This is a genomic window from Lacipirellula parvula (genome assembly GCF_009177095.1).
In the GTDB taxonomy this organism is placed as follows: Bacteria; Planctomycetota; Planctomycetia; order Pirellulales; family Lacipirellulaceae; genus Lacipirellula; species Lacipirellula parvula.
Genome location: NZ_AP021861.1, coordinates 2,441,293 through 2,466,667, shown reverse-complemented (window position 1 = coordinate 2,466,667; position 25,375 = coordinate 2,441,293). Strand labels below are relative to the sequence as shown.

The window sequence follows — 25,375 nt, the reverse complement described above, 5'->3', positions numbered from 1 at the left end:
TGTAACGAACCATCGCCTGCGAGACTTACGCAGTGAATTTACACGAGATCGTCGACAACCTGATCAGCGACACGGTCCAAACGAGTTTGCCTCGTTTTGGACCGGAGCTGGCGCTATGCGTGACGATCGTCGTGTTGCTGCTGACTCGCGTCCTGCCGTTGCTCGATCGGATTCCGCCGGTCGTCATCGCCTTCATCGGTTCCTTGGCCGCCTTTGTCGCCGCGATTCCGCCAGACGGCCTCGGCACGTTCCACGCGATTGAGCGTGAGGAATTATTCACCGGGCTGCTCGTCTACGACGGTATGACAGCCTACTTCCGCTTGTTCCTGATGGCGTTCGCCGTGCTGTTCGTCGTGCTGTCGCAGCTCACCGGCATCGCCGACCGCGAGGATGGTCAAGACTATTTCTCGCTCGTCTTCGGCGCGACGATTGGCATGTGCATTATGGTTTCGTCGAACCATCTACTGACGATGTTCCTTGGCGTCGAAATGGCGAGCGTGCCGTCCTATGTTTTGGCAGGCATTGTGAAGGGTCGTCGCCGTAGCAGCGAGGCCGCGCTGAAGTACGCCGTCTACGGCGCCGGCGCCGCCGGGGTGATGCTCTACGGCACCAGCCTTGTCGCAGGGCTGCTCGGCTCCGCACACTTCCCGACGCTCACGCAACGGTTGATCGAGTTCGATCTGCCCACGCGGATGGCCGACCGCGAACTCACCGTGATGGTGCTCGCGCTGGCAGGACTCATGGTTGGCGTCGGGCTGGCGTTCAAACTGTCGGCCGTGCCGTTTCACTTTTGGTGCCCCGACGTCTTCGAAGGCGCCTCGGCGGAAGTCGGCGCGTTTCTGTCGGTCGCGTCGAAGGCTGCCGCGTTGGCGCTGTTGGTGCGCGTGGCGGTCGGCTTCAGCTACGAATCCCCCACCGCCGCGAAGCCGGGCGAACCGTCGCCTCACGTCGCCGCCAGCGAGCAAGAACACGCCGCGGCCCCGATTCGTTTGGTCGCTCAGCACTCCACCGCTAACCAGCCGGGCACGAGCGCGGCCGACGCTGAGACGCCGCTTGGCCCGGTCCGCAGCTTCCTGATCACGCTCATTGGCGTCGTCTCGATCGTCACCTGCACGTTCGGCAACCTCGCCGCCTACGGACAGCGGAACATCAAGCGGATGCTCGCCTATTCAACGATCGCCCACGCTGGGTTCATGATGATGCCCGTCGCCGCCGCGGTCGCTTTGCTCGGCGAAGGCCGAACAGCGGCCGCCAGCGAAGCGATTTCGGCGCTGATGCTCTACGCGGCGATCTACTTGTTCATGAATCTTGGCGCCTTCTCGATCATCGCGTTCCTCCGCAACTCGATGCAGAGCGAGGAGATCAAAGATTACGCGGGGCTGATCAACCGCAGCCCGGTGATTGCGGTCGCGTTCACGCTGATTCTGTTCAGCCTCGTTGGCCTGCCGCCGCTCGCCGGCTTCTGGCCGAAGCTGCGGGTGCTGCAAGCGTTGTTCGAATCGCACAGCACGCTCCTGACGTTCGTGATGGTCGTCGCCGCGGCGAACACGGCGTTGTCGCTCGTGTACTACCTGCGAGTCGCAAAGACAATGTGCATCGACGGCGAGCCCGACTCAACTCGACCTGTTTCCCTCGGCTTCCTGCAATCGGCGTTCGTCCTGGCGATGACGCTGCCGGTCGTGATCTACGGCGTGTTGCCGAACTCGGTCGCCGCTTGGGCGCAGAGCGCCGCCTCCGGATTGTTTCACTAGACCAGCGAGCCCGTCCGACGCATGAAAGCCGACGTTATCCACTGGCTGAACCGACTGCTGGCGATCCACTGCCGATCGTTCCCGCAGTACATGCGCTGGGCCCGGCCGCACGTCCCCGCCGGTCGCGGCCAAGAACTCGAGGCGGTCGACGCGATCGCTCTCGATCAGGACATCATGGCCGAGCGGATCAGCCGGATGATTATCGACGCCGACGCCCTGCCCCGCACCGGCGAATTCCCGATGGAGTTCACCGACCTGCACGACCTCGACATCGACTACGTGATCCTCACGGCGGTGCGCTACCAGGAGCAGGACGTCGCGATGATCGAGCAGTTAGTGCACCGCCTGCAATCATTCGCCGCCGCCCGTTCGTTGGCTGAAGAAGCCCTTGGCATGTCGAAGGGGCATCTCGACACGCTCCGCGAAACGGCCCTGGCCGCGACTACGCGGCAGGGTTCAGGCGTTGGGGTTCAGGGTTCAGAGTGAAGCGTGCTTAGCGCCGCATCCTGATTTCCCCCCTCTCTTTTGCTACGCTTAAGTCATCCCGCGCAGCTGCGCGCCCGCCACTGCCCACTGAACCCTGAACCCTCCGCCAGTGCTCTTCGACACCCACGCCCATCTCGACCAGGAAGAATTCGACGACACGCGCGACGCCGTCGTGGAGCGCGCCCGCGTTGCCGGCGTCGAGACGATCATCGCCGTCGGCACCACCGTCGCCGCGAGCCAGAAGTGCGTCGAAGTGGCCGCGAAGTACCCAAGCGTGTACGCCGCCGTCGGCCTGCAGCCAAACTACATCGCTGAGTGCGGACCGGACGATTGGGCGGAGATCGAACGCCTAGCCACGCAGCCGCGCGTCGTCGCGATCGGCGAGACCGGCCTCGATCGGCACTGGGACTTCACGCCGTTCGAGATGCAGCAAGATTACTTCGACCGGCACATGGCGCTCGCCGGCCGGCTCGACCTGCCGTTCATCGTCCACATGCGCGACTGCGACGCCGACATCATGGAGGCGCTGCGAGCGGAGCATCGCCGCCGCGAACCGCTGCGGGGGATCATGCATTCGTTCACCGGCGACGCCGCAATGGCGGCCGAGTGCGTGGGGCTCGGACTCCACATTAGCTTCGCGGGGATGGTGACGTACAAAAAGTCGCAACCGCTGCGCGACTGTGCGGCGACGATTCCCGCCGAGCGGCTGCTCATCGAAACCGACTGCCCCTACCTCTCGCCCGAACCGGTCCGCGGCAAGCGGCCGAATGAACCGGCGTACGTCGCGCACACGGCGACCTGCATTGCGATCGCCCGCAGCGTGTCGCCGCAAGAGTTGGGACGCCAAACGACGGCGAACGCGCGGGAACTATTCCGTATTCGCGACTGAAAGCTGTCAGCAAGCTCAGCGCGGCCAGGAAGTCTCCGTCCCCACCGGCGTTCCCGCCCGGCCGCTGGCGTTCGGCAGAATGTAGCGATCAACGCCCGGCCCCGTGTAGTTGCCGTGGCAATCGCACGGCTGGCACAGCTGCGGCGGATGGTTGTACCAATCGCACCAGTAGCGTTCTCCGCAGCCCGTGCAGCCGCTGAGTCCATTCGCGCCGCACTTGCCGCAGCCCTCGCCGCAGGCATCGGTGCAACCGGGTGCGCATGATTCTCCGCAAGCGGGCGTCTTTCCAGCGCAAGGCGCGCAACCTGGTTCGCAATATCGCATGCCGGCCAGCGGCGAACCGTTAGCGCATGCGCAGCCGTCGGTGCAGTTCATCGCCGACCGGCAGCCAACGGCGAGCAGGCAAAGCATTGCCAGGCTCGCGGCGGCGCGAGTTTGAATCGACATTCGTAGAATCCCCCCTACCAGGAGCCGCCGTGGATAGACCGCGGGCTCCTCGTGGGGTATCGACGGGGCGGTTAGCGGAAGTCCAGAAAATCGTTAGAATCGCTAGAGCTTCGCGCTGGCCGACGCTGGCGCCTGCTCACTGCAGCCCGCAACCCGAGGACTTCCCCGACCGTGACGCCCCCGCCCGTTTCGATTGGCGCGATGAACCACATCGCTTTGCCGACCGCCGATCCGGAGCGGGGCGCCAAGTTCTACTGCGATGTGCTGGGGTTCGTCGCCACGCCGCGGCCGGCGTTCTCGTTCCGCGGCGCGTGGCTGCTCCACCGCGACGTGGGCGTGATGCTCCATTTGATTCACGATGCGAAGTTCGAGCCGAATCTCGCCGCGCCGATCAACTCGCGAACGAACCACTTGGCGATCCACGTCGACGACTTCGACGCTGCGGTTGCGCAGCTGACCGCGCACAGTATTGAACACGTCGTCCACGTCCTGCCAACCTACCACTACCGCCAGGTGTTCTTCCGAGATCCCGACGGCAACGTCATCGAACTCGGCGAGTGGCCGTCGCAGGCGGAGATGTTCCCGGAACTTGCGTAAATACGTTTTTAACCACGAAGCACACGAAAGAAACGAAAGAGACTCTGACAAACTTGGGTAGCGATATTCTTTGCGCCTTCGCGCCTTTGCGAGAGACATTTTTTTAGATCTCACGCAAAGGCGCGAAGGCGCAAAGAAAGACGATGCAATTAGAGCCACTAGGAATGATTGGCAGGCACTCAGCCCATTTCCTCACTTCCGTTCCTTTCGTCTCTTTCGTGGTTAAATCCCCGTATTCGAATTACCAACTAACATCACACGTTCAAGGATGACCGCCATCATGGAAGCCTCCGCGAAGAAGTTTTTTCAGCAGGTTCTCGAAACGCCCAGCCCGTCGGGCTACGAGGAGCCGGTGCAGCGTATTGTCCGCGAGTACGCCGGTAAGTTTGCCGACGAAGTCCGCACCGATCTTCACGGCAACGTGATCGTTGGCGTCAATCCCGGCGCCCCGATCCGCATCATGTTCGCCGGCCACTCCGATCAGATCGGCCTGCTCGTCACGCACATCAACGACAACGGGTTTATTTACACCGCCACGATTGGCGGCTGGGATCCGCAGCAGCTGATCGGCCAGCGGATGACGATCTGGACCGCCGACGGGCCGATCCCCGCGGTGATCTCGCGGAAGCCGATTCACTTGCTCGACGAGGAAGAACGGAAGCAGGTGGTGAAGCTGAAGGACATGTGGCTCGACATCGGCGCCAAGAATCGCGAGGAAGCGGCGTCGCTCGTCCGCATCGGCGATCCGGTGACGCTGGAGCTCGGCTACCAGGAGATGCGCAACGGCCTCTGCAACTCGCCCGGCATGGACGACAAGACCGGCATGTGGGTTTGCATCGAAGCCGCCCGCCGCGCGAAGGCGAAGAAGAAGCTCAACGTCTCGGTCTACGCCGTCGCGACAGTGCAGGAAGAAATCGGTCTCCGCGGCGCCCACACCAGCGCGTTCGGCATCGATCCGCAGGTCGGCATCGCGGTCGACGTCACTTTCTCGACCGATTGCCCGACGATCGACAAGAACCAAGAAGGCGATCTGAAGCTGGGCGGCGGCCCGGTGCTGCATCGCGGGCCGAACATGAATCCGATCGTCGTCGAACGCCTCCGCAAAGCGGCCGAAAAGGCCGACATTCCCTGCCAATGGAACGCCCAGGGTCGCGCGACCGGCACCGATGCGAACGCGATTCAAATCGCCCGCGCCGGCGTCGCTGCGGGGCTGGTGAGCATTCCGAACCGCTACATGCACAGCGCCGTGGAAATGGTCTCGCTCCACGATCTCGACCGCGCGGCCGACCTGCTGGCCGAGTTCGCGTGCAGCCTCGAGAAGGACGCCGACTTCACGCCGATGTAATGCGGAGACGCAGCGTGCGACTAGCAAGAATGATCGGCGGCGGGCTGCTACTGTTGTGCAGCCTCGCCGTTTCGAACAACAGCACCGTCGGCGCGGAGCCACCCTCCGCGCCGGCGGCGTTTGAACCGACCTCGGCCTACGAGATCGAAACGATCGAGGGATGGAACGTCTACTTCCATAAGCGGCTGCTCAAGGACGCCCCGGAATTGGCGGAACAAGTGCGTAAGGAGATGACGCGGCAACTCGCAGCGATCGTCGAAACCTTACCGGCAGACAAAGTCGAACGACTCCAGAAAACAAAGATCTGGGTCGAGCGGTTTCACCCGAAATTCCCGTGCGCGTGCTACCATCCCAGCGTCGACTGGCTCCGCGAGAACGGCTTCAATCCAGAAAAGGTCGACTCGGTCGATATCTCGAACCCAGAGCACTTCGTCGAATGGTCGCGCGAGCAGCCCTGGATGATGCTGCATGAACTGGCGCACGGCTACCATGATCAAGTGCTCAAGCATGGCCACTCGAGCGTGCGCAAAGCGTACGAACGCGCCAAATCAAGCGGCACGTTTGAAAAGATCCGCCACATCAACGGCAAGACCGTCCGGCATTACGCGCTCAACAACGACGAAGAATACTTTGCCGAAACGACGGAAGCCTACTTCGGCAAGAACGACTTCTATCCGTTCAACCGTGTGGAGCTCAAAGAATTCGACCCCGATGGCTTCGCGCTGATGCAGGAAGTCTGGGAAGCGAAGGAAGATTAACCGCGAATCTTCGCGAATAGGCGCTGTCTTTCACCATTCTCCTCTCTGCGTATTTCTTTGCGCCTTCGCGCCTTTGCGAGAGACATTCTTTTTAAGATCTCACGCCAAGGCGCGAAGGCGCAAAGGAAATGCAAGAAGAGAAAAGCAATGGCTACGCTTCGTCGTCAAGCATCGCCAAGTAGCTCTCGTACCGTCGCACATCAATAAAACCATCGGCGACCGCGTCCTTCACGGCACATGGCTCTTCGTGGTTGTGCGAGCAGTTCGGATAGCGGCAGCGGCTGACGTAGGGCCGTAGCTCGCGGAAGAAGCCGGCGACTTCTTGCGGGATGACGTCCCACAGTTGGAATTGCCGGATGCCGGGCGTATCAAAGACGTACCCGCCCGCGGCGAGCGGAATCAACTCCGCCGTCGTCGTGGTGTGGCGACCCTTTTCGTTCTCGCTACTTACCGAGCGGACGCGTAGCTCAAGGCCTGGTTCGACGGCGTTGAGCAAACTCGACTTGCCGACGCCGCTTTGCCCCGCAAACGCCGACTGCCGGTCTTTCAATAGCCGTCGCAAGTGCTCGATGTTCCAGCCGCGCTCGGCGGAGACGAGCATCACGCGGTAACCGAGTTGGCTGTAGACGCCGATCAGCGGCTGCAAGTCTGCCGCGTCGACCAGGTCGGCTTTGTTGATACAAATGATCGGCTCGACGCCATTCCGGTCGGCCATCACGAGGTAGCGATCGACCAGGTGGGGCTTCAGTTTCGGTTCAGCGGCGCTCACAACGACAATCACTTGGTCGACGTTGGTGACCAGCACGTGCTGTCGCCCGCGGCTAGCCCGGCTAAGGACGCCGTGTCGAGGTTCAACTCGTTCGATGATCCCTTCGTCCGCACGCTCAGGCCGGACCCAAACCCGATCTCCCGCGGCAACGACGTGTCGCTGGTCGGTGGCGAGCGTCTTGAGGATCCGTCGCGTGGCGCAGCGGCGGAGCGAGCCGTCGTCGAGTTGCACCATGCTGTGCAACCCCTGGACGCGCAGCACGCGGCCGAGCCGACAAATCTCCGGGTCGATCGACAACTGAACGCTCGTCCCGGAGCCGTCTTCGACAATCTCGGCGCCGGCGATCACGCGTTTACGCGTGAGCGCTCCCTTGCCGCTGACGCTCTCGTTCTGAGCAACGCTGTCGAGCTGATCGCTCTCGGGGTCGACGCCGCGCTCCCAGTTCTTTTCGCGAGCGCGGACGTTGCGATTCTTGCGAAAATCAGCGCGGACTTGGCGTTTTTTCTTAGCCATACAGAAGCGGTCAGCGGTCAGCTTTCAGCAATCAGCTAAAAAACTTACTCGATTCCGCACGCCTTCCTGTGGCTGCCGCGTCTCCGCGGTTGCCAGATTCTCTGGCTGATAGCTGAACGCTGATCGCTTCCTAGCTTCATACAGGTCGATCTGGCAGTTCGATCTGCCCGGCGCCGTCGTTGAGGACGTCGTACCGCGTGCTGCCGTGATCGTTCCGCTTGTCGCGAGCGGCGGGCATGTTCTTCGGAACGGCTTGCAGGCCAGCGCGCGAGAGGAGCGATTCACGCATGATTTCGTTCGGCAAATCATCGGCCGGCGGAGGCCCGACGGCGCCGAGGTCCGACGGCGAGTACATCAACTCGTACTTGTGTTTCGCAACGCAAACTTCGTCGCCCGGATCGATCCGTTTCTCTTGGACCTTGATCCCGTTGATCTTCACGCCGTTGCGACTTTTCATGTCGCGAATGAACCAGTAGCCGCCGTTGATGAACAGCTGGCAGTGGTGGGCGGAGACGTTGGCGAAGCGGAGCACGATATCGCAGCTCTCGCGACGGCCAATCAGAAGTTGCTTTTTGAGGAGCGGGATCGGATCGCCGCCCCCTTGGGGGATTAGTTCGCCGTACATAGTGGTTGGTGTCTCGCAGTAAGCCTGTTTAGCCCCAACGATGATTGAGTTAGGATGAAACCCCACGCCTCAACATTTAGGGACGCCTGCTCGACCCGCCGAGCCCCCACGCTCGGGCGCCGGGACGCCCTGCCCTGGCCTTCATTTACTTTACGCAAATCCGCAAGTGTCGTCAACCAAACCCCTTACGTCGACGCCAACCGCGCCCTCCTGGAGAGAGGCGGGACTGCCGTTCTATTCGTATAACCACTTCCTGCGGCAGCGGTTTGGAGGACGCGTCCAAAAAGTCAGCCTCGACGCCGGGTTCACCTGCCCGAATGTCGACGGAACCGTCGCCAAAGGGGGCTGCACATTCTGCGACAACCGCAGCTTCAGCCCAAGCCGCCGGCTCCCCCGCGCCGGGGTGTTGGGGCAAATCGACCAAAGCATCGTCCGGATGCGGAACCGCTACGCCGGCTGCGACAAATTCCTTGCCTACTTCCAACCGGCGACGAACACCTACGCCCCCGTCTCGCGCCTACGGCCGCTCTACGAGGAAGCCCTCACCCATCCGCAAGTCGTCGGCATGGCGATCGGCACCCGCAGCGACTGCGTGCCGGCGGAGGTGCTCGACCTGCTCGAAGAGATGGCAGGCCGCGCGTATCTCGCGGTCGAGTACGGCATGCAGACGATGCACGACCGCTCGCTCGAGTGGATGAACCGCGGGCACAATCACGAGTCGTTCCTCGACGCGGTCGAGCGAAGCCGCGGCCGCGGGTTTGAAATTTGCGCGCACGTGATGCTCGGCCTGCCGGGCGAATCGCACGACGACATGCTGGCCACCGCCCGTGAGTTGGCCCGCGTGAACATCGACGCGGTGAAGATCCACAATCTCTACTGCGTGAAGAACACGCGACTCGCCGACCAGGTCGCCGCCGGCGACGTCACGCTGATGGGCCAGGACGACTACGTACAAACGGTGGTCGACTTCCTGGAACTCTTGCCGCCGACGATGATCATCGAACGCATCAGCGGCGACGCTCCGCCCGACTTCTTCATCGGGCCCGACTGGTGCCTCGACAAGCCGGCGGTGAAGCGGGCGATTGAGGCGGAGTTTGTGCGCCGCGGGTCTTATCAGGGTCGGCTCTACAGCTAGGCGGGGTTGATTCCTGGCTTATTTGCGATCCGCGCCTTCGCGCGAGATCTGAACGAAGAATATCTCTCGCAAAGGCGCAGAGGCGCAAAGGGAATCGCGAAGAGAAACAGCATGGCAAAAAAAAATCAGCAGGCGGTTTGCCAGTTTCCATTTCTATTTTTCTTTGCGTCGTCTTTGCGCCTTCGCGCCTTTGCGTGAGACACTCAGCATTCAGATCTCACGCTAAGGCGCAGAGGCGCAAAGGAAATACTAGTTCGCTTTGATTTCAGTGCTTAGGATAGAACAAGCGTAAGAGAGGACCGGACGATCGCCGGTGGGGCTCGCAAGGGTCAAACGGGAGGAAAGTCCGGGCGTCGCAGGACAGGGTGGTGGGTAACGCCCACCGATCGTGAGATCAGGGAAAGTGCAACAGAAAGCAAACCGCCGGGGAGAGCGGTCAGCTGTCAGCGATCAGCGTTCAGCCGTGCATACAAGACGGTTGAATTGAGACCGTCTTTGTTTGGCTGATTGCTGAAAGCTGATCGCTGACCGCTCTCCCCGGTAAGGGTGAAACGGTGCGGTAAGAGCGCACCAGCAGGCGGGGCGACTCGCTTGGCTAGGTAAACCCCGCCCGACGCAAGGCCAAACAGGGAGCAGAATCGGTCCGATTCGTTACGACTTCCGGGTAGGCTGCTAGAGGCGGCGAGCAATCGTCGTCGTAGAGGAATGATCGTCGCGCGGCGCAAGCTGCGTACAAAACCCGGCTTATAGGTCCTCTCTTACGCTTTTTTGAAGAGCGGCCAGCTGTCAGCGATCAGCTTTCAGCCAGAAGAACATTTCTGTCTTTCTCCTCTTTGCGCCTTTGCGTGAAATATGAAATACGAAGGTCTCTCGCAAAGGCGCAGAGGCGCAAAGAAGACAAGGGAACGATTGGAGGAGCGAGAAATCGGACGAGGTATTTAGCCGATTCTCTTTTTGTATTCTTTGCGTTCCTCTGCGCCTTTGCGCCTCTGCGAGAGACTTTAAACAGTGCCGATCAAACCGCTAAGACTGCTCGGTTGGGTCTGGGCTTCCCCGTGGACGGCGGTGGGGTTGGCGGCGGGAACCATCGGCCTCGCCACCGGCGGGCGGGTGCAGCGGCCGGGGACGGCGATCGAATTTTATGGCGGGGCCGTGCCGTGGATCATTTCGCGGTGGCCGGGCAGCGACTACACGATGGCGATGACGCTGGGGCATGTGGTGCTCGGGCGGGATGCGGTTTGCCTCGACGTTACGCGCGCTCACGAATTGGTTCACATCCGTCAGTATGAGCGGTGGGGGCCGTTGTTCGTGCCCGCCTATCTGTTATGCTCGGCGCTGATCTGGGCCCGCGGCGGGGATGCTTATCGCGACAATCCGTTCGAGCGTGAGGCTTACGGAATCGCCCCCTAGTCTGCATGTCCCTTCAGTTTCTTTCTTTGCGCCTTCGCGCCTTTGCGTGAGACTTATTCTCCTTCAGAAGATCTCACGCAAAGGCGCAGAGGCGCAAAGGAAATGCGGATTCGCAGAATAATAGTGACGACGCAACGAAGTTAGATTTCTATGAGCAAAGATTTTGATGCCATTGTTTGTGGGTCGTGCGTCGTTGACGTGCTGGTGCGACCGGTCGATTTAGAGCGGGCGATCGGGGGCGGTAAGCTGATTCAGGCGGAGCCGCTGGAGCTGACCACCGGCGGGATCGTCGCCAATTCGGGGATCACGCTCACGCGGCTCGGCATGCGGGCCGCCGCGTTTAGCTACGTTGGCAACGACGCGTGGGCCGAGGTGATTCGGCAGCGGTATGCGGCCGAGGGGCTCGACGATGCGGGGCTGCTCACCCACCCCACCGGCGCCACCAGCACGACGGCCGTGCTGATCGACCCCAGCGGCGAGCGATCGTTCATGCATTGCGTCGGGGCGCCGAAGCTGCTCAATCGATCAGCGTTTATGGATCATCTCGACCTGTTCGCGCGCAGCAAGTCAATGCTGCTCGGGTACTATCCGCTGCTGCCGAACCTTATCGATGATTTGCCGGAGGTGCTCGCGGCGATTCGCAAGACCGGTTGCATGACGGCGCTCGACGCAGCGGGCGACGGCGGCGAGATGGGGCCGCTGGCGCCGGTGTTGCCGCATCTCGATTTGTATGTGCCAAGCCTCGCCGAAGCCCATCATCAGACGGGTGAGGAAGATCCGCAGAAGATCATCGCGGCCTATCGCAGCGCCGGCGCGACGGGAATGCTCGGAGTGAAGCTCGGCAGTCGCGGGGCGATCCTCAGCCCGAAGCCGGGCGAGTTCGTCAACGTCGCGATCACGAAGCCGCCGGGCGACGTGGTCGATACGACCGGCGCCGGCGATTGCTTTCTCGGCGGGTTGCTCGCGGGGCTGTTGCGCGGGATGTCGCCGGCCGATGCAGGTCGATTGGGTTCCGCAACCGGCGCGTGCTGCGTGACGCGACTCGGCGCCACGGCGGGCATTCGCGGCTTCGAAGAAACGGCGAAGCTCGCAGGCCTGTAGCCGCGGGTCAACGATCCGCCGGAGCCGAAGACGCAACGGTACGACGCCAAACGAGTTCCGCTCCGGCGGGTCGTTGACCCGCGGCTACAGGGACGGCTACACGTCGAACTTGATGCCCTGCGCCAGCGGCAAATCGCGCGAGTAGTTCACCGTGTTCGTCACGCGGCGCATGTACTGCTTCCAGGAGTCGCTGCCCGACTCGCGGCCGCCGCCGGTTTCTTTCTCGCCGCCAAAGGCCCCGCCAATTTCAGCGCCGCTGGTGCCGATATTCACGTTGACGATGCCGCAATCGCTGCCGGCGGGCGAGCAGAAGCGCTCCGCCTCGCGAACGTCGCTGGTGAGGATTGCCGACGACAGGCCTTGCGGCACGTTGTTGTGCGTCGCGATCGCTTCGTCGAGATTCTTGTAACGCATCACGTACAAGATCGGCGCGAACGTTTCGTGCTGGACGATCTTCGCGCTGGCGTCGATCTCCACGAGCGCCGGCCGCACGTAGGCGCCGCCGCCCGGGACGTTGTCGGTGACGCGGCCGCCGCCGTGGATGACGCCCCCCTGCTCTTTCGCCGCCGCGAGGGCCGCATCGAATTGCTTCGCGGCGCCCTCGTCGACGAGCGGACCAATGAGCGTCCCCGCCGCAGTCGGATCGCCGATCGGCAGCTTCGCGTAGACCTTCAGCAGGCGGTCGCGAAGTTCGTCGGCGATCGATTCGTGAACGATGAGGCGGCGGAGCGTCGTGCAGCGTTGGCCGCAGGTGCCGACGGCGGCGAAGACGATCGAACGAACCGCGAGATCGAGGTCGGCCGACGGTGTAACGATCATGCCATTGTTGCCGCCGAGCTCAAGCAGCGAGCGGCCAAGCCGCTTGGCAACGACTTCCGCAACAGCGCGGCCCATCGGCACCGAACCAGTGGCCGAGACGAGCGGCACCTTCGGCGAGGCGGTGAGTTGCTTGCCCACGTCGGCGCCGCCAATGACGAGCGTCGAAATGCCGGCCGGCACGCCTTCCGCTTCGGCGAGCGTCTTCTGGAACAACGCCTGGCAGGCGATAGCACACAGCGGCGTCTTTTCCGACGGCTTCCAAACGATCGGATCGCCGCAAACCCACGCAAGCGCGGCGTTCCACGCCCACACGGCCACCGGAAAGTTGAACGCCGAGATGACGCCCACCGGGCCGAGCGGGTGCCACTGCTCCATCAGCCGATGTCCGGGGCGTTCGCTGGCAATCGTCTTGCCATACAGCTGCCGGCTCAGGCCGACGGCGAACTCGCAAATGTCGATCATTTCCTGGACTTCGCCCAGGGCCTCTTGCGTGATCTTGCCCGCTTCCCAGCTGACGATCGTCGCCAGCTCGCTCTTATACTTGCGAAGCTGTTCGCCATAGAGGCGAACGAAGTTGCCGCGCACGGGAGCGGGCACCACGCGCCACTTGAGGAACGCTTCAGCGGCCGCATCGATCGCGGCGTCGACCTGCTGCACATCGGCGCCGGCGAACTCAGCGAGCGGGCTGCCGTCGATCGGCGAGTGCTTCACCACCTTCTCGCCGCGGCCGGCTTGCCAATCGGCGCCATTGCTGACGGCGCTCACGGCATCGGCCACGCCCAGGGTCTTGAGTGCTTGAGCAACGGCTGCGTTCATAACAAGAGCTTTCAAATATTGAAAATTGGGGCGCCACTAGCATCTTGCCAGTGGCGCCCATCGATTCATGTGGAATTCTTATGTCGACGCGGCGATTTAGCGAGACGCTTTAGATCGACGGCTCGCGCACAACTTCATTATCAGCCGTTTCGCGGGTCGTGGCGCCGCCGACGGACGAGGCGTTGCTGAACCGCGTCGCAATCCGCGTGTCGTAATGCCGGCCAAACCGGTTGCCGAGGAAGTTGGCGAAGTCGACGTCTTCCTGCCGCAGGAACCCGCTACTGTTCAGCTGCCCAGCAACGTGCATGTCGATGACCGCACAAATGCCGGCAGCCGTGGTCACCTGAATTGCCGACCAATTCTCACCGCCGATCTCCTGGTGATAAATCTTCCGGGCGTCGGTGATCTGCACCAACTGCCCGTTGCGATACCCGGTCACCGTGCAGAAGGTAACGACGACGTCCTGGAACGTGATCGGCACCGCGTTTTCCAGAATATCCTTCAGCAAGTCGCGACGTTCGCTGAGCCGCAGCTCGTTCACCAGCAGTTGCACCTGGTTGCAGTGGCCAAGATAGCGCACCGTCTTGTAGTTGAGGTCGCGAACCTTTCCGTCGAGCGATTCGCACAGCGTGCCGAGACCGCCGCTCGTGTTGAACGCTTCGTAACGAACGCCGTCGAGCGAAAACTGCTCGTACCCTTCCAGCGGCAACACCTCGATGCGGCGACCGCCATGGATCGCGTCGCACGGGTTGCAATATTCGTTGATGAGGCCGTCGGTCGACCACGTGAGGTTGTACTTCAGGGCGCCAGTGGGGAACTGCGGCAAGGCGCCGACCCGCATGCGAACTGTATCAAGCTTCTCAACCTGCTGAGCCAGATCGTTCGCAACGATCGAAATAAAGCCAGGCGCCAAGCCGCACTGCGGCATGAAGACCTGCCCCGGCTTCGCCTTCTCGGCAACGGCACGAACGCGGCGGGTCGTCTCAACGTCTTCGGTGAGATCAAAATAGCTCGCCCCGGCGGCGAGGGCCGCCTCGGCGACGCGCGGGTTGTGATAGTAGCTGAGCGCGGAAATGACGGTGTCGCGCCCCGCGAGGGCCTTTGCCAACTCGTCCGACGATTCGACGTTGAGCTGCACCGTCTTCACGCTAATGCGGCTGGAGATCAATTCGAGGGCTTCGCGACTCGAGTCGCCGACGACGACGTCGTAGTCCCCGGTATCAACGAGCAACCGAGCAATCATCCGGCCGATCTTGCCGGCGCCGAGCAACAACACGCGATGCATACAAAAACCTCTGCTCCGAGAAAACGTTCGCCGCTTCGATCCATTGTAGTTGCCCACCCTGCGGCCACGTCGCGGCACAGCGAACGCGGTGTGCGCACCATCGCCACAATCGTTGCGACCGGCGTGCTGGGCGGCCGGCGATCCAGGTCGTTCCGCGTCGCGCGAGACCCAATCGCCACGGCCGCCCGATTCCGGCGCGCTGCGCGGAATCGAGGGGGGATAATTCAACAGTAGCCAAGTCAGGTTGCCCGTCCAAGCCAAGCCATGCGCATATGCGCGACTTCGCGGAAGAAAAACGCAAATGAGCGCTGCGGCCGACCGCGACACTTCGCGACACGAAGAAGCCGGAACAGACTAGGCAGACTCTACCGCTGCGGGCGAGACCAGCGGGCCTGCAGGAACTCGTCGAGCAGCGACGCGGGGAGATACCGCTCGCGGAAGGCGAGGCAACGTCCCAGCGGGACGACCGACAACAGCCCAGCAATTCATTGCTGGGTAAAAGGCCCCGGCTCATCAAGAAGTCCCGTAGGGACGACTGCATGACTCCGCATTTCAATTGTCCCTATGCCACGCTCTTACCACTTACCACAAAGGCATGAGCATGCGAACCGTGAGTGGATCCCAAAATCCACTCCAGCATGCCGACGCTCCGCGACGACATGCCACCCGCCGTCAGCCCGAATCACTGACAAATGTAAACCATGAGGTCCCCTCCCCTTGAGGGGGAGGGTTAGGGAGGGGTGCTTGAAGCGTGTACCAGAGTTCCACCCCCTCCCCAGCCCTCCCCTCAAGGGGGAGGGAGCCAGAACATTCACTCAGGCGAAGCTTGCTGTTGAATAAGCCTCGGAGCTAGGGGCTGAAGATCGCGCCGGGCGCCACGCTCTTGCCCACCAAGACATGAGCATGCGAACCCTAAATGAATGTCGGTCGAACCTCAACATGCCGACGCTACGCGATGACATCGGGCACACCCGCTCATGGCGATACAACTTCCCCAATCCAGCCCCGGTTCCACCGGCGGGGGTAACACCGCGCAGAACGACGCACCCGATATGGCAACCACCCCACTGGCGGAGTCAGGGGCTGAAAATTGCGCCGGACGTCATGGTCTTACCTCTAAGCATGCGGATGTGGATGTCGGGGAAGCCCGGGTGTATTCCTGCCTTTCAGTTGCTTTAGGGACCACCCAACTTTTTTGGGTAGCACACTACAAATCCACATCTATACTATCCCCAGTTGATTTACCCTATTTAGCCCACTCGCTGAACTCCGAAAAAATCATACGAATTTAGTCTGTTTAGCTGAGCTTCGACATGCTGGAATTCTCTGCGATTCTAAGTGCGGTAAAGCCCAAGCAGCGCACCGATCAGTATTTGATTCTGTCCGCCCTGTATTTCTTGGGAGCAAACGAAGCGCCGGTGACGGTGAGAGAAATTTCAACTCTTTTAAGATTGCATTTGCAGCAAAGCGGTCCAGCAAATATCAGCGCAAGCCTTAAGGCATACACGGGGCTAGTCGAAATATCCGGAAATGAGACCCCTCGGCGTTGGAAGCTAACACTCAAAGGAGTGGAGCGGCTTCGCAAGCTGTCAGGGCTAGAACTCAACACTGCCTCGCGACAATCAGAGTACGATACTGATATTGCTTTCTTATGCGCCCTAGAGCACCCCGAGCTCTCGGCACTTATCGAAGCGTTTGGGGCAACTTCTACCTGGAACGAGGTAGGGGAAGCTCGCTTCTCTCATGTCTATCGCGCGACCACCTTGACAACGCTGAACGGTAAGCCGTTGTCCGTCGTTGCAACTGCGTCTACATCTATGGGGCTTACGGCAGCGGCTATCGCGACCACACAGCTAGTGTTTCAATTCCGCCCTCGAATAGTTGTAATGGTCGGAATTGCGGCAGGCACTAAGAATGGCGGAAAGGCATTCGGCGACATCCTAGTGGCCGATCCAAGCGTTGACTACAACTCGGGCAAGGTTGTCTTTGAGAATGGAGTCCGCGACTTTCTCCCAGACCCGTATCCGATAGGCCTGAATGCACGATTGCGTAGCCTCATCCAGAAATACCGCGCGCCAAATTCCCTGCTTGAAGATATACGCAGCAAATGGAAGCACTCAACAGTTCCTGCGTCGAACAGAGTTCATCTCGGGCCGGTCGGCGCGGCCGATCAGGTTATCGATGATGAATCGCGCATTCTGGAAATACAGAAGAACTGGCGCAAGCTCGTTGGGGTAGAGATGGAGACGTATGGCGTCTACAGAGCATGCCATGAGGCCCCGGAGCCCAAGCCAAGGTTTGTATCATTCAAGGCCGTGTGTGACTTCGCGGCTGCGAAGACCGATTCATGGCAACCCTACGCCGCGTTTATGGCAGCAAACTTTGCCGTAGAGTTCCTGCGAGTTGAGTGGGAAAATATCTGGCCCTCGGCTTAACTCGTTATTTCCTGGAGAGCATCAATGTCAGAAGACCCAGAACTTCAAGCGCTCACTTCAGTGAACTCGGCACTCCAAGGATTAGATGGAGATGCACAGAAGCGAGTGCTTGACTATGTTGCAAAAAAACTTGGCTTAGACCTTGACACAAGTCACTCAAATAGGACTCGTGACGGATTCGAAGCTCCATTTGCCAACGAGCCTGGCACGCGCGCCGACACCCAGAGCTCTGGTGATACTGATGACGAACTGGACGGAATTAGTCCAGTGGCAAAAAAATGGATGCGAAGATCAGGTCTATCGATTAACGAACTAGGTCAGATTTTTAGCCTTGGTGTTGATGACATTGACGTCGTAGCCAAATCCGTGCCGGGTTCGTCTGTGAGAGAGCGGGTGAGGAGCGTTACGTTGCTCAAGGGACTCACTTCATACCTCAGTAGTGGTGTCGCACGAATTACCTCCGAGCAGATAAAGGAAGCTTGCCTGCATTACGATGCGTACGATGGGGGCAATCACTCAAAATACATAAAATCTATCGCTGCCGAGCTTAATGCAAACAAGGTTGGCGAGTTCACGCTGACAGCTCGGGGAATAACTTCGGCAACTGAACTCGTCAAACAGATGCTCGGATTGACTGAGAACGGCAAGTAGATATGGAGGCGGAGACGTTGTTGTTTAGCCATGAAGATGCACTGCATCTCTAGTTCCGCCTGGTGCCACTGGCGTGTCGCCAGTGAGAAGTGCCGCCTTGGCATGGTGATCGATTGACCTGCAAGCAGCTTGACGGACAGGGCGTCCAGCCGCTCGTGGTCGATCGGGAACGCGTACCCGCCGCAGCGAGTGGCGCCACGCGAAAAATCCATTAACTCCCATCTAGAAAATGGCCACTCGGTTCGCTATAGTGGGCGCATGTCCATATCCTGCGTCACCGCTGCGCCGACGCATCATCCGCCGGGAGAGGCCCATTCCCTACTCGCACCCGCGTCGCTGGTAACGAAGTTCGCCGCTGGCCCGCTCCCGGTGAACCGGGCGAGTGAGGTCGCAGCGCGACGACTGGCGGCGCTCAACACTGGCACGCGACGTCCTCCGTCGCCGCTTCTGTCGCTATCAGCGACGCCGCAACTCCAACTCGCGCAACCACTTTCGAATTGTGTCGCCAAAAACGCGTTTGGCGACACAATTCGTCACGCGACCGAATCGCCGCAACTCGACGCCGGGCCGCTGCCGATCAGTCCGACATTCTCCACCGCGCACCGCTCCCGATCTGTCGCCGCCAGCGCAACGTTGCCCAAAGAGCATTTGTGGGAGGCGTCTCCGACGCCGATTTCGTCCACCACCACAGGCCGTAGTGGTTCCACCACGCCGCTTCGGGGTCGGAGACCCCTCCCACAGATTTTTTGGGCAAAGCCCGTCAGCGCAATCTGTCGCCCGACGTATCACTCCGAACGTCCACCCCTGAAACAACTTGCGAATTGTGTCGCCGAAAACGCATCTCGCGACAGAAATCACCTTCGAGCTCGCCATGACCAAAGCCAAGCGACAACTATTGAACCCTGCGCGGAGAACGAACCCGACCGCCTGGCTGAAAGCTGACCGCTGAGAGCTTGATTCGCTAGGCCCCTTTGACCGCGTCACCCTCCACAGGTGCAGCGATGTTAGCTCCGCCGAAAACGTTCAAGCGACAGAAAAGCCGTCGGCTGGCGAGTGACGCCTTCGGTCGCCAACTCCGCCAGCGCCTGCCCCAGCACCGGCGTGAACTTAAAACCATGCCCCGACAGCCCCGCGGCGAAGACGACCCGCGGGTCGGCGGGATGGCGGTCGACAATAAAATGTTCGTCGGGCGACATCGTGTACAGACAAACGGCGTGGTCGCGGCACGGCGTCTGGACGCTCGGAATGAAATCTCGCGCAAATTGATCGACGAGCGGCGTATCGCTGGCGCGAAGCTCGCGATCAACGCGCAGCGGATCGGCAATCGGCTCGCCGCCCGAATGCTCGGCGACTTTGACCCCCTGCTCGTCGACCGCGGGGAAACCGTAGAAGACGGCGTGCGGAAGTTCGAAGAGGAAGCAAGGAAACGCACTCGCCGCGGTTTGCGCGGGAGCGGTCGAGTCGTACCACATCAACGGCTTGCGGCGGACTTCGAGCGGCACGCCGAGCGAGTGGAGCAACTGCCCGGCCCAAGCGCCGGCCGTGATGACGAGCCGGTTCGCACGGAACTCGCCGGCGGTGGTGCGCACGACAATGTCGGCGCCGGCTTCGGCTTGCCAGTCGATGACCTCGACGTTGGGAAGCAACTCGGCGCCGTGACGTTCAGCTTCGGCAAGGCAAGCGGCAACGCACTGCTCAACAAACAGCAAGCCGGCGCGAGGTTCGAACACGCCAGTCAGTTCGTCGCTCGGCGGCATGTGAAACGCCGGCCAGCGCTTGGCGATCTCGGCCGCGGTCAGTTCCTCGACGGAGAGTTGGTGTTGCTGCGCGGCAGCGAGAACGCCGGGAACGACGACGCCGTCAGCGGGGCCGACTTCGAGCAAGCCGGTTTCGAGTTTCAGCCGCTCGCCCGTTTGATGTTCGAGTTCTTCCCACAGGCGATAGCTTTCCAGCAGCAGCGGCACATAGTCGGCATGCTCAAAATAGGCCTGGCGGATGATCCGCGTCCGGCCATGCGAACTGCCATGAGTGTGCGGCGGATCAAAACGGTCGATCCCCAGCACCCGCAGCCCGCGAGCCGCCAGCTGCCACATCGCCGCGCTGCCAACGCCGCCGGCGCCGAGGACGATCACATCATAAGGAGGAGCAGGCATGGCGACTCAAGGCATACGCGAGCAGAACTGGAGGACGAACCAGATCGGCAATGTACCCGAGAATCGTTGCGGCGCTGATAGCCCCGGGCTCCGTCCGGGGGTAGGCATGAAGTAGGGACAACTGCCCGCGGCGTGGTGCGCGACCCCCAGGCAGAGCCCGAGGCTAGGAAAGGCGCCGTGAGCGCGGCAACCGGAGGCAATCCTAATGAGTACCGCCGTCGATGCGGCGGCGACGACAGAGGCCCATACCGATCAGGCCAAGGGCGGCGAGCGCGATCGTCGAAGGTTCGGGAATGTGCACGAGCGCGGCAGGCTCTTCGGGAGGGAGCGACTTCAACTGCTGCTGGTCCTCGAATTGGGCGCCAGCAATTCCGAGCGCAACGCTCGCGATCACAGCTGCAAATAAATTCATTGATGCCTCAACAGGGTGCCTACATGAGCTTTATCGCTGGAGTCCGCAAACACGTCAAACAATCGGCACGGTGGCTGATTGCGCGAACGAGCAACTGCCCCGCGCTTCTGCCGTGCGGTTCGACGCAACTTGCCGCGAAATGCCCCGTCAACGCGCGACAGCAGCCAGGCGGAAGCCTGCCGCAATTATTTTTCAGTGGCGGAACCGCTGGCGCCGCCGAGCGCTAGCACTCACTCCCGACGAGCATTCTTGGCGAGCCGGCGACCAGATACTCGCGTTGTTCAATCAATGACGATGGGTTACGTTGCTGGCTGAACTACGCCCGCCGCGGGCGTCCTGCCGGACCTATGGTCCCAGCTCCCCGCTTGAGTTGAATGTCCGCGGCGACACCCGCTTCGTGCGATACGAGGCGAGCCAGGATGGCTCGCTGCCACGCAAGGACGCCACGGATGAACGTCACCCAACTTCGCCTCGCCGGGCAAGGAGCCTGGCCAGAGCTCCTCGTCGATCAGTTCTCAACAGAGCTGAACGTCTTCTTCGGTCACCAACGGACCGGCAAGAGCACCGTCGCGCAGCTCGCGTCGCAGTTGCTCTACGGCAAGCAAGATAGCGAATGGCGGCGGCAGTTCGGGCAAAGTACGCCGCTCGCCGAAGGCTCGCTGGAAGTCGACGGCCCGCGCGGCCGTTACTTGCTGCGGCGCCATCGCGACGGTTCTCCCTACGGCCGACTCTCAGTTGCTGCGGCCGGCGGACCGGCGGTCGACAGCGGCACGATTCGCTCGCTGCTGGCCGGCATCTCGCCTCGCTTAGCGGCGGAGCTTTACACGGTCGACTTCGCTCAACAACCGCGGGCCGCGACGCTGCTCGACGGCGAGTTCGCCCGCGAGTTTGCGCTCGCCCTCAACCCGGCGGCCGACGACGTTCCCCCCGCTCACGCCGTGGGAACCGTTTGCCAAACGCACAGCGCAACGCCGCGGCTGCCGCTTAATCGCCGCCGCGTCGACGAACTCGTTGCCCGTCGCGACGCCGTCGTGCAGCAGATCGAACAAGAGATGTCGGCCCGCCGTCGTGAAAGCAGCGACCTGCAGAAGAACCTCGGCGACTTGGAAACGACGCTTGCCGACCGCCGTCGTAAGGCTGAGCAACTGCAAGTGAAGCTCCGCGCGGCGGATGCGAAGCTCGCGGAGATCGAAACGCGGCTGCGGTACTACTCGCTCGAGTCGGCCGTTCGCCGCGGTCCGGAAATCGACGCCGAGCAGCATCGCATCGACCTCGAACGGCTCGACGCAGAGATTGGCCGCTGCCGGCAAACGCTCAGCGATTTGCAATCGCGGGAAGCGACCGTCCGCCGCGAGCTTGCCGAGGTGCAGCCCGACGGCACGGCCGACAGCGCGAGCGTGCTGGCCGATCAACGGGCGACGGTCGGCGTGTTCGAACGGCTGCTCGACGATCTCGATGCCGAGGTATCACAATTGGCTCGCTCGCACGAGCCTGGACGCTGCGTCGGCTGCGATTCGCACGCCCGCCTCTCGCCGGTCGCCCAAATGCTGCGTCAGCAGCTTTACGCCTTGTGCGGGCAGGTAACGGAGCAAGAGCGGTCGGTGCGCCGCTTCCAATTGCACGCCGAAAGCCGGCAACTCTCACGCGCACAGAACGATTTGAGCGAGCAACTCGAACACCTGCTTCAGCGTCGCCAGGCGCACGTCCATGCAGCGCAACTCACCTACCGCCCCATCGTGATGCTGCCGCAATCTCCGGCGGCGACGCATTGCCAGTGCGAAGGGCACGCCGAGTTTGTGCGCGACGCCGATGCGATGGTGCTCGCGAGAACCGATCGCGGCCGGCAAGAAGCACTCGCCAAGACGCGGCGGACCGAAGCTGAGCAAGAGCGCAATCAGTTGCGCAACGCCTGCGATGCGCTGCATCGCGAGATCAAGTCGCTCGAATCCCGCTGGCAAACGCTGCAGCTCGACCGGGCGCAAACGGCCACGCGGTCGACGCTCGACGAACTCCGCGCCACCTTGCAGCGGCTTGAAATCGAAATTCAACAGGCCCTCCACACCAACGAAACAGCGCGCGCGGAGTACGACTCGGCTGCGACCTCGCATCGCCGACTGTGGCGGGCTTCCGACGTGCTGGCTCAACTTACCGACGGCCGATTGCTCCAGATCCGCGTGAATCGCGAAGGGGGCGGCGCCACGGTCGTCGATCGCGAAGGCCGCACGCTCGCCATCGAGGAACTGACGCCGCAGCAGCAAGATCAGCTCTACCTGTCGCTGACGCTCGCGCTCGTGTCGTCGTTCTCGGCCCGCGGCATCAACTTGCCGTTGTTCCTTGATGAACCGTTCTTGCGGCAAGATCCGCGGAGCGCCGCCGCCATGGCCGGCGTGCTCCACGAGTTCGCCCGCGAAGGGCGGCAGGTGGTGTTGTTCACCGAAGATCGCGAAGCGGCCCGGCGGCTTGAATCGCTGGGCGACCAGGTCCGCGACCTCGACGCGCTGCGTCGCGAGTCGCATCCGCAACCGGCTCCTGTGCCCGTGGCGGTCGAAACGCCAGTAGAACCGACGACCACCGTGAAGATCGTTCGTGAAACGGTCGGCGAGCGCAAGCCCCAACTCCGCATCGCCGGCGAGTGGTCGCACGACGACGAAGAGCGCGACGTCTTCTTCCTGACGCGAGACGCGTCGATCGAAGACTTTCCGGTACTGGGGAACGATACGGCGAAGGTGTTCGCCGAACTGAAGATCGCTAAGGTCGGCGATCTGTTGGCGGCCGACGCCGATGAAGTGGCCGCGCGACTCGCCCGTCCCGGCATCACCGCCGATGCGGTGCGCCTGTGGCAGAATCACATGAGCCTCATGTGCTTCGTACCGAACGTATCGCTCAACGATGCGCAAGTCCTCGCGGCGAACGAAATCGGCTCGCCGGAGGCGCTGTACGCGATCGACGTGCGGCTACTAGCCGATGCGATCGAGCAGTTCATCGCCAGCGAGCGCGGCCGCCGCTTCCACGCCCTGCGCAGCCGCTACACGCGTGACGCGCTCGCCGAGACGCAAAAGCTCGCGCGGACGCAGCGTGAGAACTGGGTGCTCGCTAAGTCGCGATATTCGTGGGTCGATCGTCCGGCGACGCCCCATCGCGCGACAACATCGCCCGCGAAGAGCGTAGCGACCACAGCGAAGAGCAAACCCGCTGCGAAGCCCGCGGCCAAGAAACCAGTGAAGGCAACGAAACCGACCGGCCCGCTGCGGTTCTTCCTCCACCGTCACAGTGCGGTGGTCGATGCACCGTCGATCGGGCCGATCGCTGCCGAACGACTGGCCAACGTCGGCATTCGCACCGTCGCCGATTTACTCAACGCGAATCCCGAATCGACCGCCGAAGAACTTGGCGAAGCGAAGGTGACGGCAACCGTCATCACGCGGTGGCAACGCGAAGCGAGGCTTGTCTGCCGCATCCCCGAGCTGCGGGGCGTCGGCGCCCAGTTGCTCGTGGCTAGCGGCTTCCACGAAGCCGAGCAAGTCGCGAAGACGAAGGTCGACGAACTCGTGAAGCGCGTCGGCGACACGTGCCGCAGCTCACAGGGGCTGCGGATTTTGCGAAACGGCCCCGCGCCGTCGAGCGACCGGATCGCTCAGTGGGTAGGCTTCGCCGCGAAGATGCGTCCGCTCGAAGCGGCGTAACGACGAAGCGCTGCGAGTAGCAGCGTCGCGATCGTGGAGAGCATGGCGGCCGAAGGTTCGGGCACAGCGAGCGCCGCTGGATTTATAGCGGCTACGGCGGGCGTTTGGCCAAACTGACGCTGCCAGACCAGGAAGTCGGCGCCGTTGGTGACGTTGTCGCCATTGGCGTCGCCGTTCGTATTGACGCCGAACGCGCCCTTCCAGACCGTGAGGTCGGCGGCGTTCACAAAGCCGTCTTCGTTGAAGTCGGCTGGAAGGTAGCTCTGCGGAGGGGGCGCCGTCAGGCTCCAACCGATGTCGGTCATCGCAGCGGCGTCGAGGGCCGTGAGGCGTTTGCGTGTGCCGGAGGTGATGGTCGGGTCCATCAAGGCCTCCTGCGCGACATTCGAGCCGTAAATTTTGCTCATCGTCCCCTCGGCCCAATGCCCGCGCGTGTTATCGGCCGAGTCGACCGGTCCCAAGGGAGGATTGGCGCCCATCAACGAGGTCGCCGCCGATCCTGTGAAGAAGGCCGTACTTGCCAACGCCTTCCATTGGCTGGAGGCGCCCAGCCCCAAGGCGTGACCGAGTTCGTGGAGAGCGACCGAGTAGAAATCATTCTTGCCGACCGTCGGCGCGATCGTGTGGTTGAATTGCCAATTCGCATTCACGTCGCTGTCGAACGTGATCGATCCCCCCCAACGAGCAAATCCGCTCGGCTCATTGCGCCGTTCAACCGCCGCCTTGAAGTTATTGGTGGTTTGGTTGAGCTGATTGATCTCACTCGAACTGAAGGTGCCGCCATTGTTGCTCGACGACCAGCCCATGCCGCCAGGACCGCCGATGCCGAGCGTCGAGCGTCGAGCGTCGAGCCGCTCAGCGAACGAGCGCCAGCGTAAATGCGATATTCATTCGCGGCGATGATCGGATTGTTGAGCGTCTCGAGGGCGCCGGTCGCGGGATGGCTGAAGTTGGCCGTCCAATTCCAGAACGCCACGCCGTTGGACGCGGTGCTGACGAGGTCAGCTGGCTTTTGAATTGCCGAGAAGTTGTCGGTGAGGATCGTCGAGTAGAAACTCGCCGCGGCGTCGAGGGCCGCCTTCGCCTGAGCGCCTGCTGTCGCGCCGCTCGGGTTGTCTGCGCCGAAAAAGTTGAGCGTGTCGTACTGGTAATTAATGACGATGTTGACCGCGCGAGCCGGAGTTGCGATCAGCAGCGCCGCGGCGGCGGCGACCAGCGCTGCCGTGGCCCTCTGCCAAGATCGAGCGATCGTCTTCGCGGACGTCATGGCAGCGGCCGTGAACTGGGGATGAGCA

The 25,375-nt window shown here is 62.0% G+C and carries 21 protein-coding genes and 1 other RNA gene; 13 read left to right on the top strand and 9 right to left on the bottom strand.

Translation table 11 applies throughout. The annotated features are described in order from the left end of the window. Positions 1-32 precede the first annotated feature (32 nt). From PLANPX_RS09735 to PLANPX_RS09725, 3 genes are all read left to right on the top strand, one after another. On the top strand, positions 33-1,751 hold the full coding sequence (locus tag PLANPX_RS09735) for an NADH-quinone oxidoreductase subunit N (RefSeq protein WP_152098546.1): 1,719 nt from the start codon (positions 33-35) through the stop codon (positions 1,749-1,751). 21 nt (positions 1,752-1,772) lie between these two features. Continuing rightward, a complete protein-coding gene (locus tag PLANPX_RS09730; protein WP_152098545.1) occupies positions 1,773-2,237 on the top strand; it encodes a hypothetical protein in 465 nt (154 codons plus the stop codon). A gap of 109 nt (positions 2,238-2,346) precedes the next feature. Beyond that, on the top strand, positions 2,347-3,126 hold the full coding sequence (locus PLANPX_RS09725; RefSeq protein ID WP_152098544.1) for a TatD family hydrolase: 780 nt from the start codon (positions 2,347-2,349) through the stop codon (positions 3,124-3,126). 15 nt (positions 3,127-3,141) lie between these two features. Here the strand turns inward: PLANPX_RS09725 and PLANPX_RS09720 are convergent, their stop codons facing one another. Then, positions 3,142-3,573: a hypothetical protein gene (locus PLANPX_RS09720; protein ID WP_152098543.1), complete on the bottom strand. Its 432-nt coding sequence runs from the start codon at positions 3,571-3,573 to the stop codon at positions 3,142-3,144. Between the two features lie 201 nt (positions 3,574-3,774). On the opposite strand from PLANPX_RS09720, the gene PLANPX_RS09715 reads away from it, so the two are divergent. The 3 genes from PLANPX_RS09715 to PLANPX_RS09705 all read left to right on the top strand — a co-directional run bounded on the left by PLANPX_RS09715 (position 3,775) and on the right by PLANPX_RS09705 (position 6,273). Next, the gene (locus PLANPX_RS09715) at positions 3,775-4,170 is read left to right on the top strand and encodes a VOC family protein (protein WP_152098542.1); all 396 of its coding nucleotides are present in this window, start codon (positions 3,775-3,777) and stop codon (positions 4,168-4,170) included. 280 nt (positions 4,171-4,450) lie between these two features. Next, on the top strand, positions 4,451-5,515 hold the full coding sequence (locus tag PLANPX_RS09710; protein ID WP_152098541.1) for a M42 family metallopeptidase: 1,065 nt from the start codon (positions 4,451-4,453) through the stop codon (positions 5,513-5,515). Between the two features lie 14 nt (positions 5,516-5,529). Then, positions 5,530-6,273, top strand: a complete 744-nt coding sequence (locus PLANPX_RS09705; protein WP_152098540.1) for a hypothetical protein — start codon at positions 5,530-5,532, stop codon at positions 6,271-6,273. Between the two features lie 151 nt (positions 6,274-6,424). Here the strand turns inward: PLANPX_RS09705 and rsgA are convergent, their stop codons facing one another. Next, the gene (rsgA, locus tag PLANPX_RS09700; RefSeq protein WP_152098539.1) at positions 6,425-7,555 is read right to left on the bottom strand and encodes a ribosome small subunit-dependent GTPase A; all 1,131 of its coding nucleotides are present in this window, start codon (positions 7,553-7,555) and stop codon (positions 6,425-6,427) included. A 136-nt stretch (positions 7,556-7,691) separates the two neighbouring features. Further along, positions 7,692-8,180, bottom strand: coding sequence for an FHA domain-containing protein (locus PLANPX_RS09695; protein WP_152098538.1), 489 nt, complete (start codon positions 8,178-8,180; stop codon positions 7,692-7,694). Positions 8,181-8,346: 166 nt separating this feature from the next. Here PLANPX_RS09695 and PLANPX_RS09690 point away from each other — a divergent pair, with 166 nt between their 5' ends. The 4 genes from PLANPX_RS09690 to PLANPX_RS09675 all read left to right on the top strand — a co-directional run bounded on the left by PLANPX_RS09690 (position 8,347) and on the right by PLANPX_RS09675 (position 11,826). Next, positions 8,347-9,315, top strand: coding sequence for a TIGR01212 family radical SAM protein (locus PLANPX_RS09690; RefSeq protein ID WP_152098537.1), 969 nt, complete (start codon positions 8,347-8,349; stop codon positions 9,313-9,315). A 291-nt stretch (positions 9,316-9,606) separates the two neighbouring features. After that, positions 9,607-10,078: RNase P RNA component class A (rnpB, locus tag PLANPX_RS09685), an RNA gene on the top strand. A 245-nt stretch (positions 10,079-10,323) separates the two neighbouring features. Continuing rightward, positions 10,324-10,725 carry a hypothetical protein gene (locus tag PLANPX_RS09680; protein WP_232536351.1) on the top strand — a complete coding sequence of 134 codons (402 nt, stop codon included), beginning with the start codon at positions 10,324-10,326 and terminating at the stop codon, positions 10,723-10,725. A gap of 150 nt (positions 10,726-10,875) precedes the next feature. After that, positions 10,876-11,826 (top strand): carbohydrate kinase family protein, encoded by a 951-nt coding sequence (locus PLANPX_RS09675; RefSeq protein WP_152098536.1) that lies wholly within the window; start codon positions 10,876-10,878, stop codon positions 11,824-11,826. Between the two features lie 96 nt (positions 11,827-11,922). On the opposite strand, the gene PLANPX_RS09670 is transcribed toward PLANPX_RS09675, so the two are convergent. Together PLANPX_RS09670 and PLANPX_RS09665 are read right to left on the bottom strand one after the other, a co-directional pair. After that, positions 11,923-13,461, bottom strand: a complete 1,539-nt coding sequence (locus PLANPX_RS09670) for an aldehyde dehydrogenase family protein (protein ID WP_152098535.1) — start codon at positions 13,459-13,461, stop codon at positions 11,923-11,925. A 109-nt stretch (positions 13,462-13,570) separates the two neighbouring features. Next, positions 13,571-14,746, bottom strand: coding sequence for a saccharopine dehydrogenase family protein (locus PLANPX_RS09665; RefSeq protein ID WP_152098534.1), 1,176 nt, complete (start codon positions 14,744-14,746; stop codon positions 13,571-13,573). Positions 14,747-16,059: 1,313 nt separating this feature from the next. Between PLANPX_RS09665 and PLANPX_RS09660 the strand changes: the two genes are divergently transcribed. Both PLANPX_RS09660 and PLANPX_RS09655 read left to right on the top strand, forming a co-directional pair. Beyond that, positions 16,060-17,181 (top strand): hypothetical protein, encoded by a 1,122-nt coding sequence (locus tag PLANPX_RS09660; RefSeq protein ID WP_152098533.1) that lies wholly within the window; start codon positions 16,060-16,062, stop codon positions 17,179-17,181. A 24-nt stretch (positions 17,182-17,205) separates the two neighbouring features. Further along, positions 17,206-17,832 (top strand): hypothetical protein, encoded by a 627-nt coding sequence (locus PLANPX_RS09655; protein WP_152098532.1) that lies wholly within the window; start codon positions 17,206-17,208, stop codon positions 17,830-17,832. Between the two features lie 1,004 nt (positions 17,833-18,836). On the opposite strand, the gene solA is transcribed toward PLANPX_RS09655, so the two are convergent. Next, entirely contained in the window at positions 18,837-19,985 is a 1,149-nt protein-coding gene (gene solA / locus PLANPX_RS09650) for an N-methyl-L-tryptophan oxidase (RefSeq protein WP_152098531.1), read from the bottom strand. Between the two features lie 202 nt (positions 19,986-20,187). Further along, positions 20,188-20,397: a PEP-CTERM sorting domain-containing protein gene (locus PLANPX_RS09645; RefSeq protein ID WP_152098530.1), complete on the bottom strand. Its 210-nt coding sequence runs from the start codon at positions 20,395-20,397 to the stop codon at positions 20,188-20,190. 449 nt (positions 20,398-20,846) lie between these two features. Between PLANPX_RS09645 and PLANPX_RS09640 the strand changes: the two genes are divergently transcribed. Further along, complete coding sequence (locus tag PLANPX_RS09640) at positions 20,847-24,080, top strand: DUF4332 domain-containing protein (protein ID WP_172991959.1); 3,234 nt, start codon at positions 20,847-20,849, stop codon at positions 24,078-24,080. On the opposite strand, the gene PLANPX_RS09635 is transcribed toward PLANPX_RS09640, so the two are convergent. Beyond that, on the bottom strand, positions 24,032-24,730 hold the full coding sequence (locus tag PLANPX_RS09635) for a hypothetical protein (RefSeq protein WP_172991958.1): 699 nt from the start codon (positions 24,728-24,730) through the stop codon (positions 24,032-24,034). The two genes, PLANPX_RS09640 and PLANPX_RS09635, sit on opposite strands and share 49 nt — an antisense overlap. Further along, positions 24,727-25,347, bottom strand: coding sequence for a hypothetical protein (locus PLANPX_RS27260; RefSeq protein ID WP_172991957.1), 621 nt, complete (start codon positions 25,345-25,347; stop codon positions 24,727-24,729). The genes PLANPX_RS09635 and PLANPX_RS27260 overlap by 4 nt, the downstream gene beginning before the upstream one ends. Positions 25,348-25,375: the final 28 nt, after the last annotated feature.

What these genes read in the sequence shown, in the direction of transcription:
- PLANPX_RS09730 (WP_152098545.1), top strand. Translation starts at nt 1,773, where the DNA reads ATGAAAGCCGACGTTATCCACTGGCTGAACCGACTGCTGGCGATCCAC.
- PLANPX_RS09720 (WP_152098543.1), bottom strand. Translation starts at nt 3,573, where the DNA reads ATGTCGATTCAAACTCGCGCCGCCGCGAGCCTGGCAATGCTTTGCCTG.
- PLANPX_RS09715 (WP_152098542.1), top strand. Translation starts at nt 3,775, where the DNA reads ATGAACCACATCGCTTTGCCGACCGCCGATCCGGAGCGGGGCGCCAAG.
- PLANPX_RS09710 (WP_152098541.1), top strand. Translation starts at nt 4,451, where the DNA reads ATGGAAGCCTCCGCGAAGAAGTTTTTTCAGCAGGTTCTCGAAACGCCC.
- rsgA (WP_152098539.1), bottom strand. Translation starts at nt 7,555, where the DNA reads ATGGCTAAGAAAAAACGCCAAGTCCGCGCTGATTTTCGCAAGAATCGC.
- PLANPX_RS09695 (WP_152098538.1), bottom strand. Translation starts at nt 8,180, where the DNA reads ATGTACGGCGAACTAATCCCCCAAGGGGGCGGCGATCCGATCCCGCTC.
- PLANPX_RS09675 (WP_152098536.1), top strand. Translation starts at nt 10,876, where the DNA reads ATGAGCAAAGATTTTGATGCCATTGTTTGTGGGTCGTGCGTCGTTGAC.
- PLANPX_RS09670 (WP_152098535.1), bottom strand. Translation starts at nt 13,461, where the DNA reads ATGAACGCAGCCGTTGCTCAAGCACTCAAGACCCTGGGCGTGGCCGAT.
- PLANPX_RS09665 (WP_152098534.1), bottom strand. Translation starts at nt 14,746, where the DNA reads ATGCATCGCGTGTTGTTGCTCGGCGCCGGCAAGATCGGCCGGATGATT.
- PLANPX_RS09660 (WP_152098533.1), top strand. Translation starts at nt 16,060, where the DNA reads ATGCTGGAATTCTCTGCGATTCTAAGTGCGGTAAAGCCCAAGCAGCGC.
- PLANPX_RS09655 (WP_152098532.1), top strand. Translation starts at nt 17,206, where the DNA reads ATGTCAGAAGACCCAGAACTTCAAGCGCTCACTTCAGTGAACTCGGCA.
- solA (WP_152098531.1), bottom strand. Translation starts at nt 19,985, where the DNA reads ATGCCTGCTCCTCCTTATGATGTGATCGTCCTCGGCGCCGGCGGCGTT.
- PLANPX_RS09645 (WP_152098530.1), bottom strand. Translation starts at nt 20,397, where the DNA reads ATGAATTTATTTGCAGCTGTGATCGCGAGCGTTGCGCTCGGAATTGCT.
- PLANPX_RS09640 (WP_172991959.1), top strand. Translation starts at nt 20,847, where the DNA reads ATGAACGTCACCCAACTTCGCCTCGCCGGGCAAGGAGCCTGGCCAGAG.
- PLANPX_RS27260 (WP_172991957.1), bottom strand. Translation starts at nt 25,347, where the DNA reads ATGACGTCCGCGAAGACGATCGCTCGATCTTGGCAGAGGGCCACGGCA.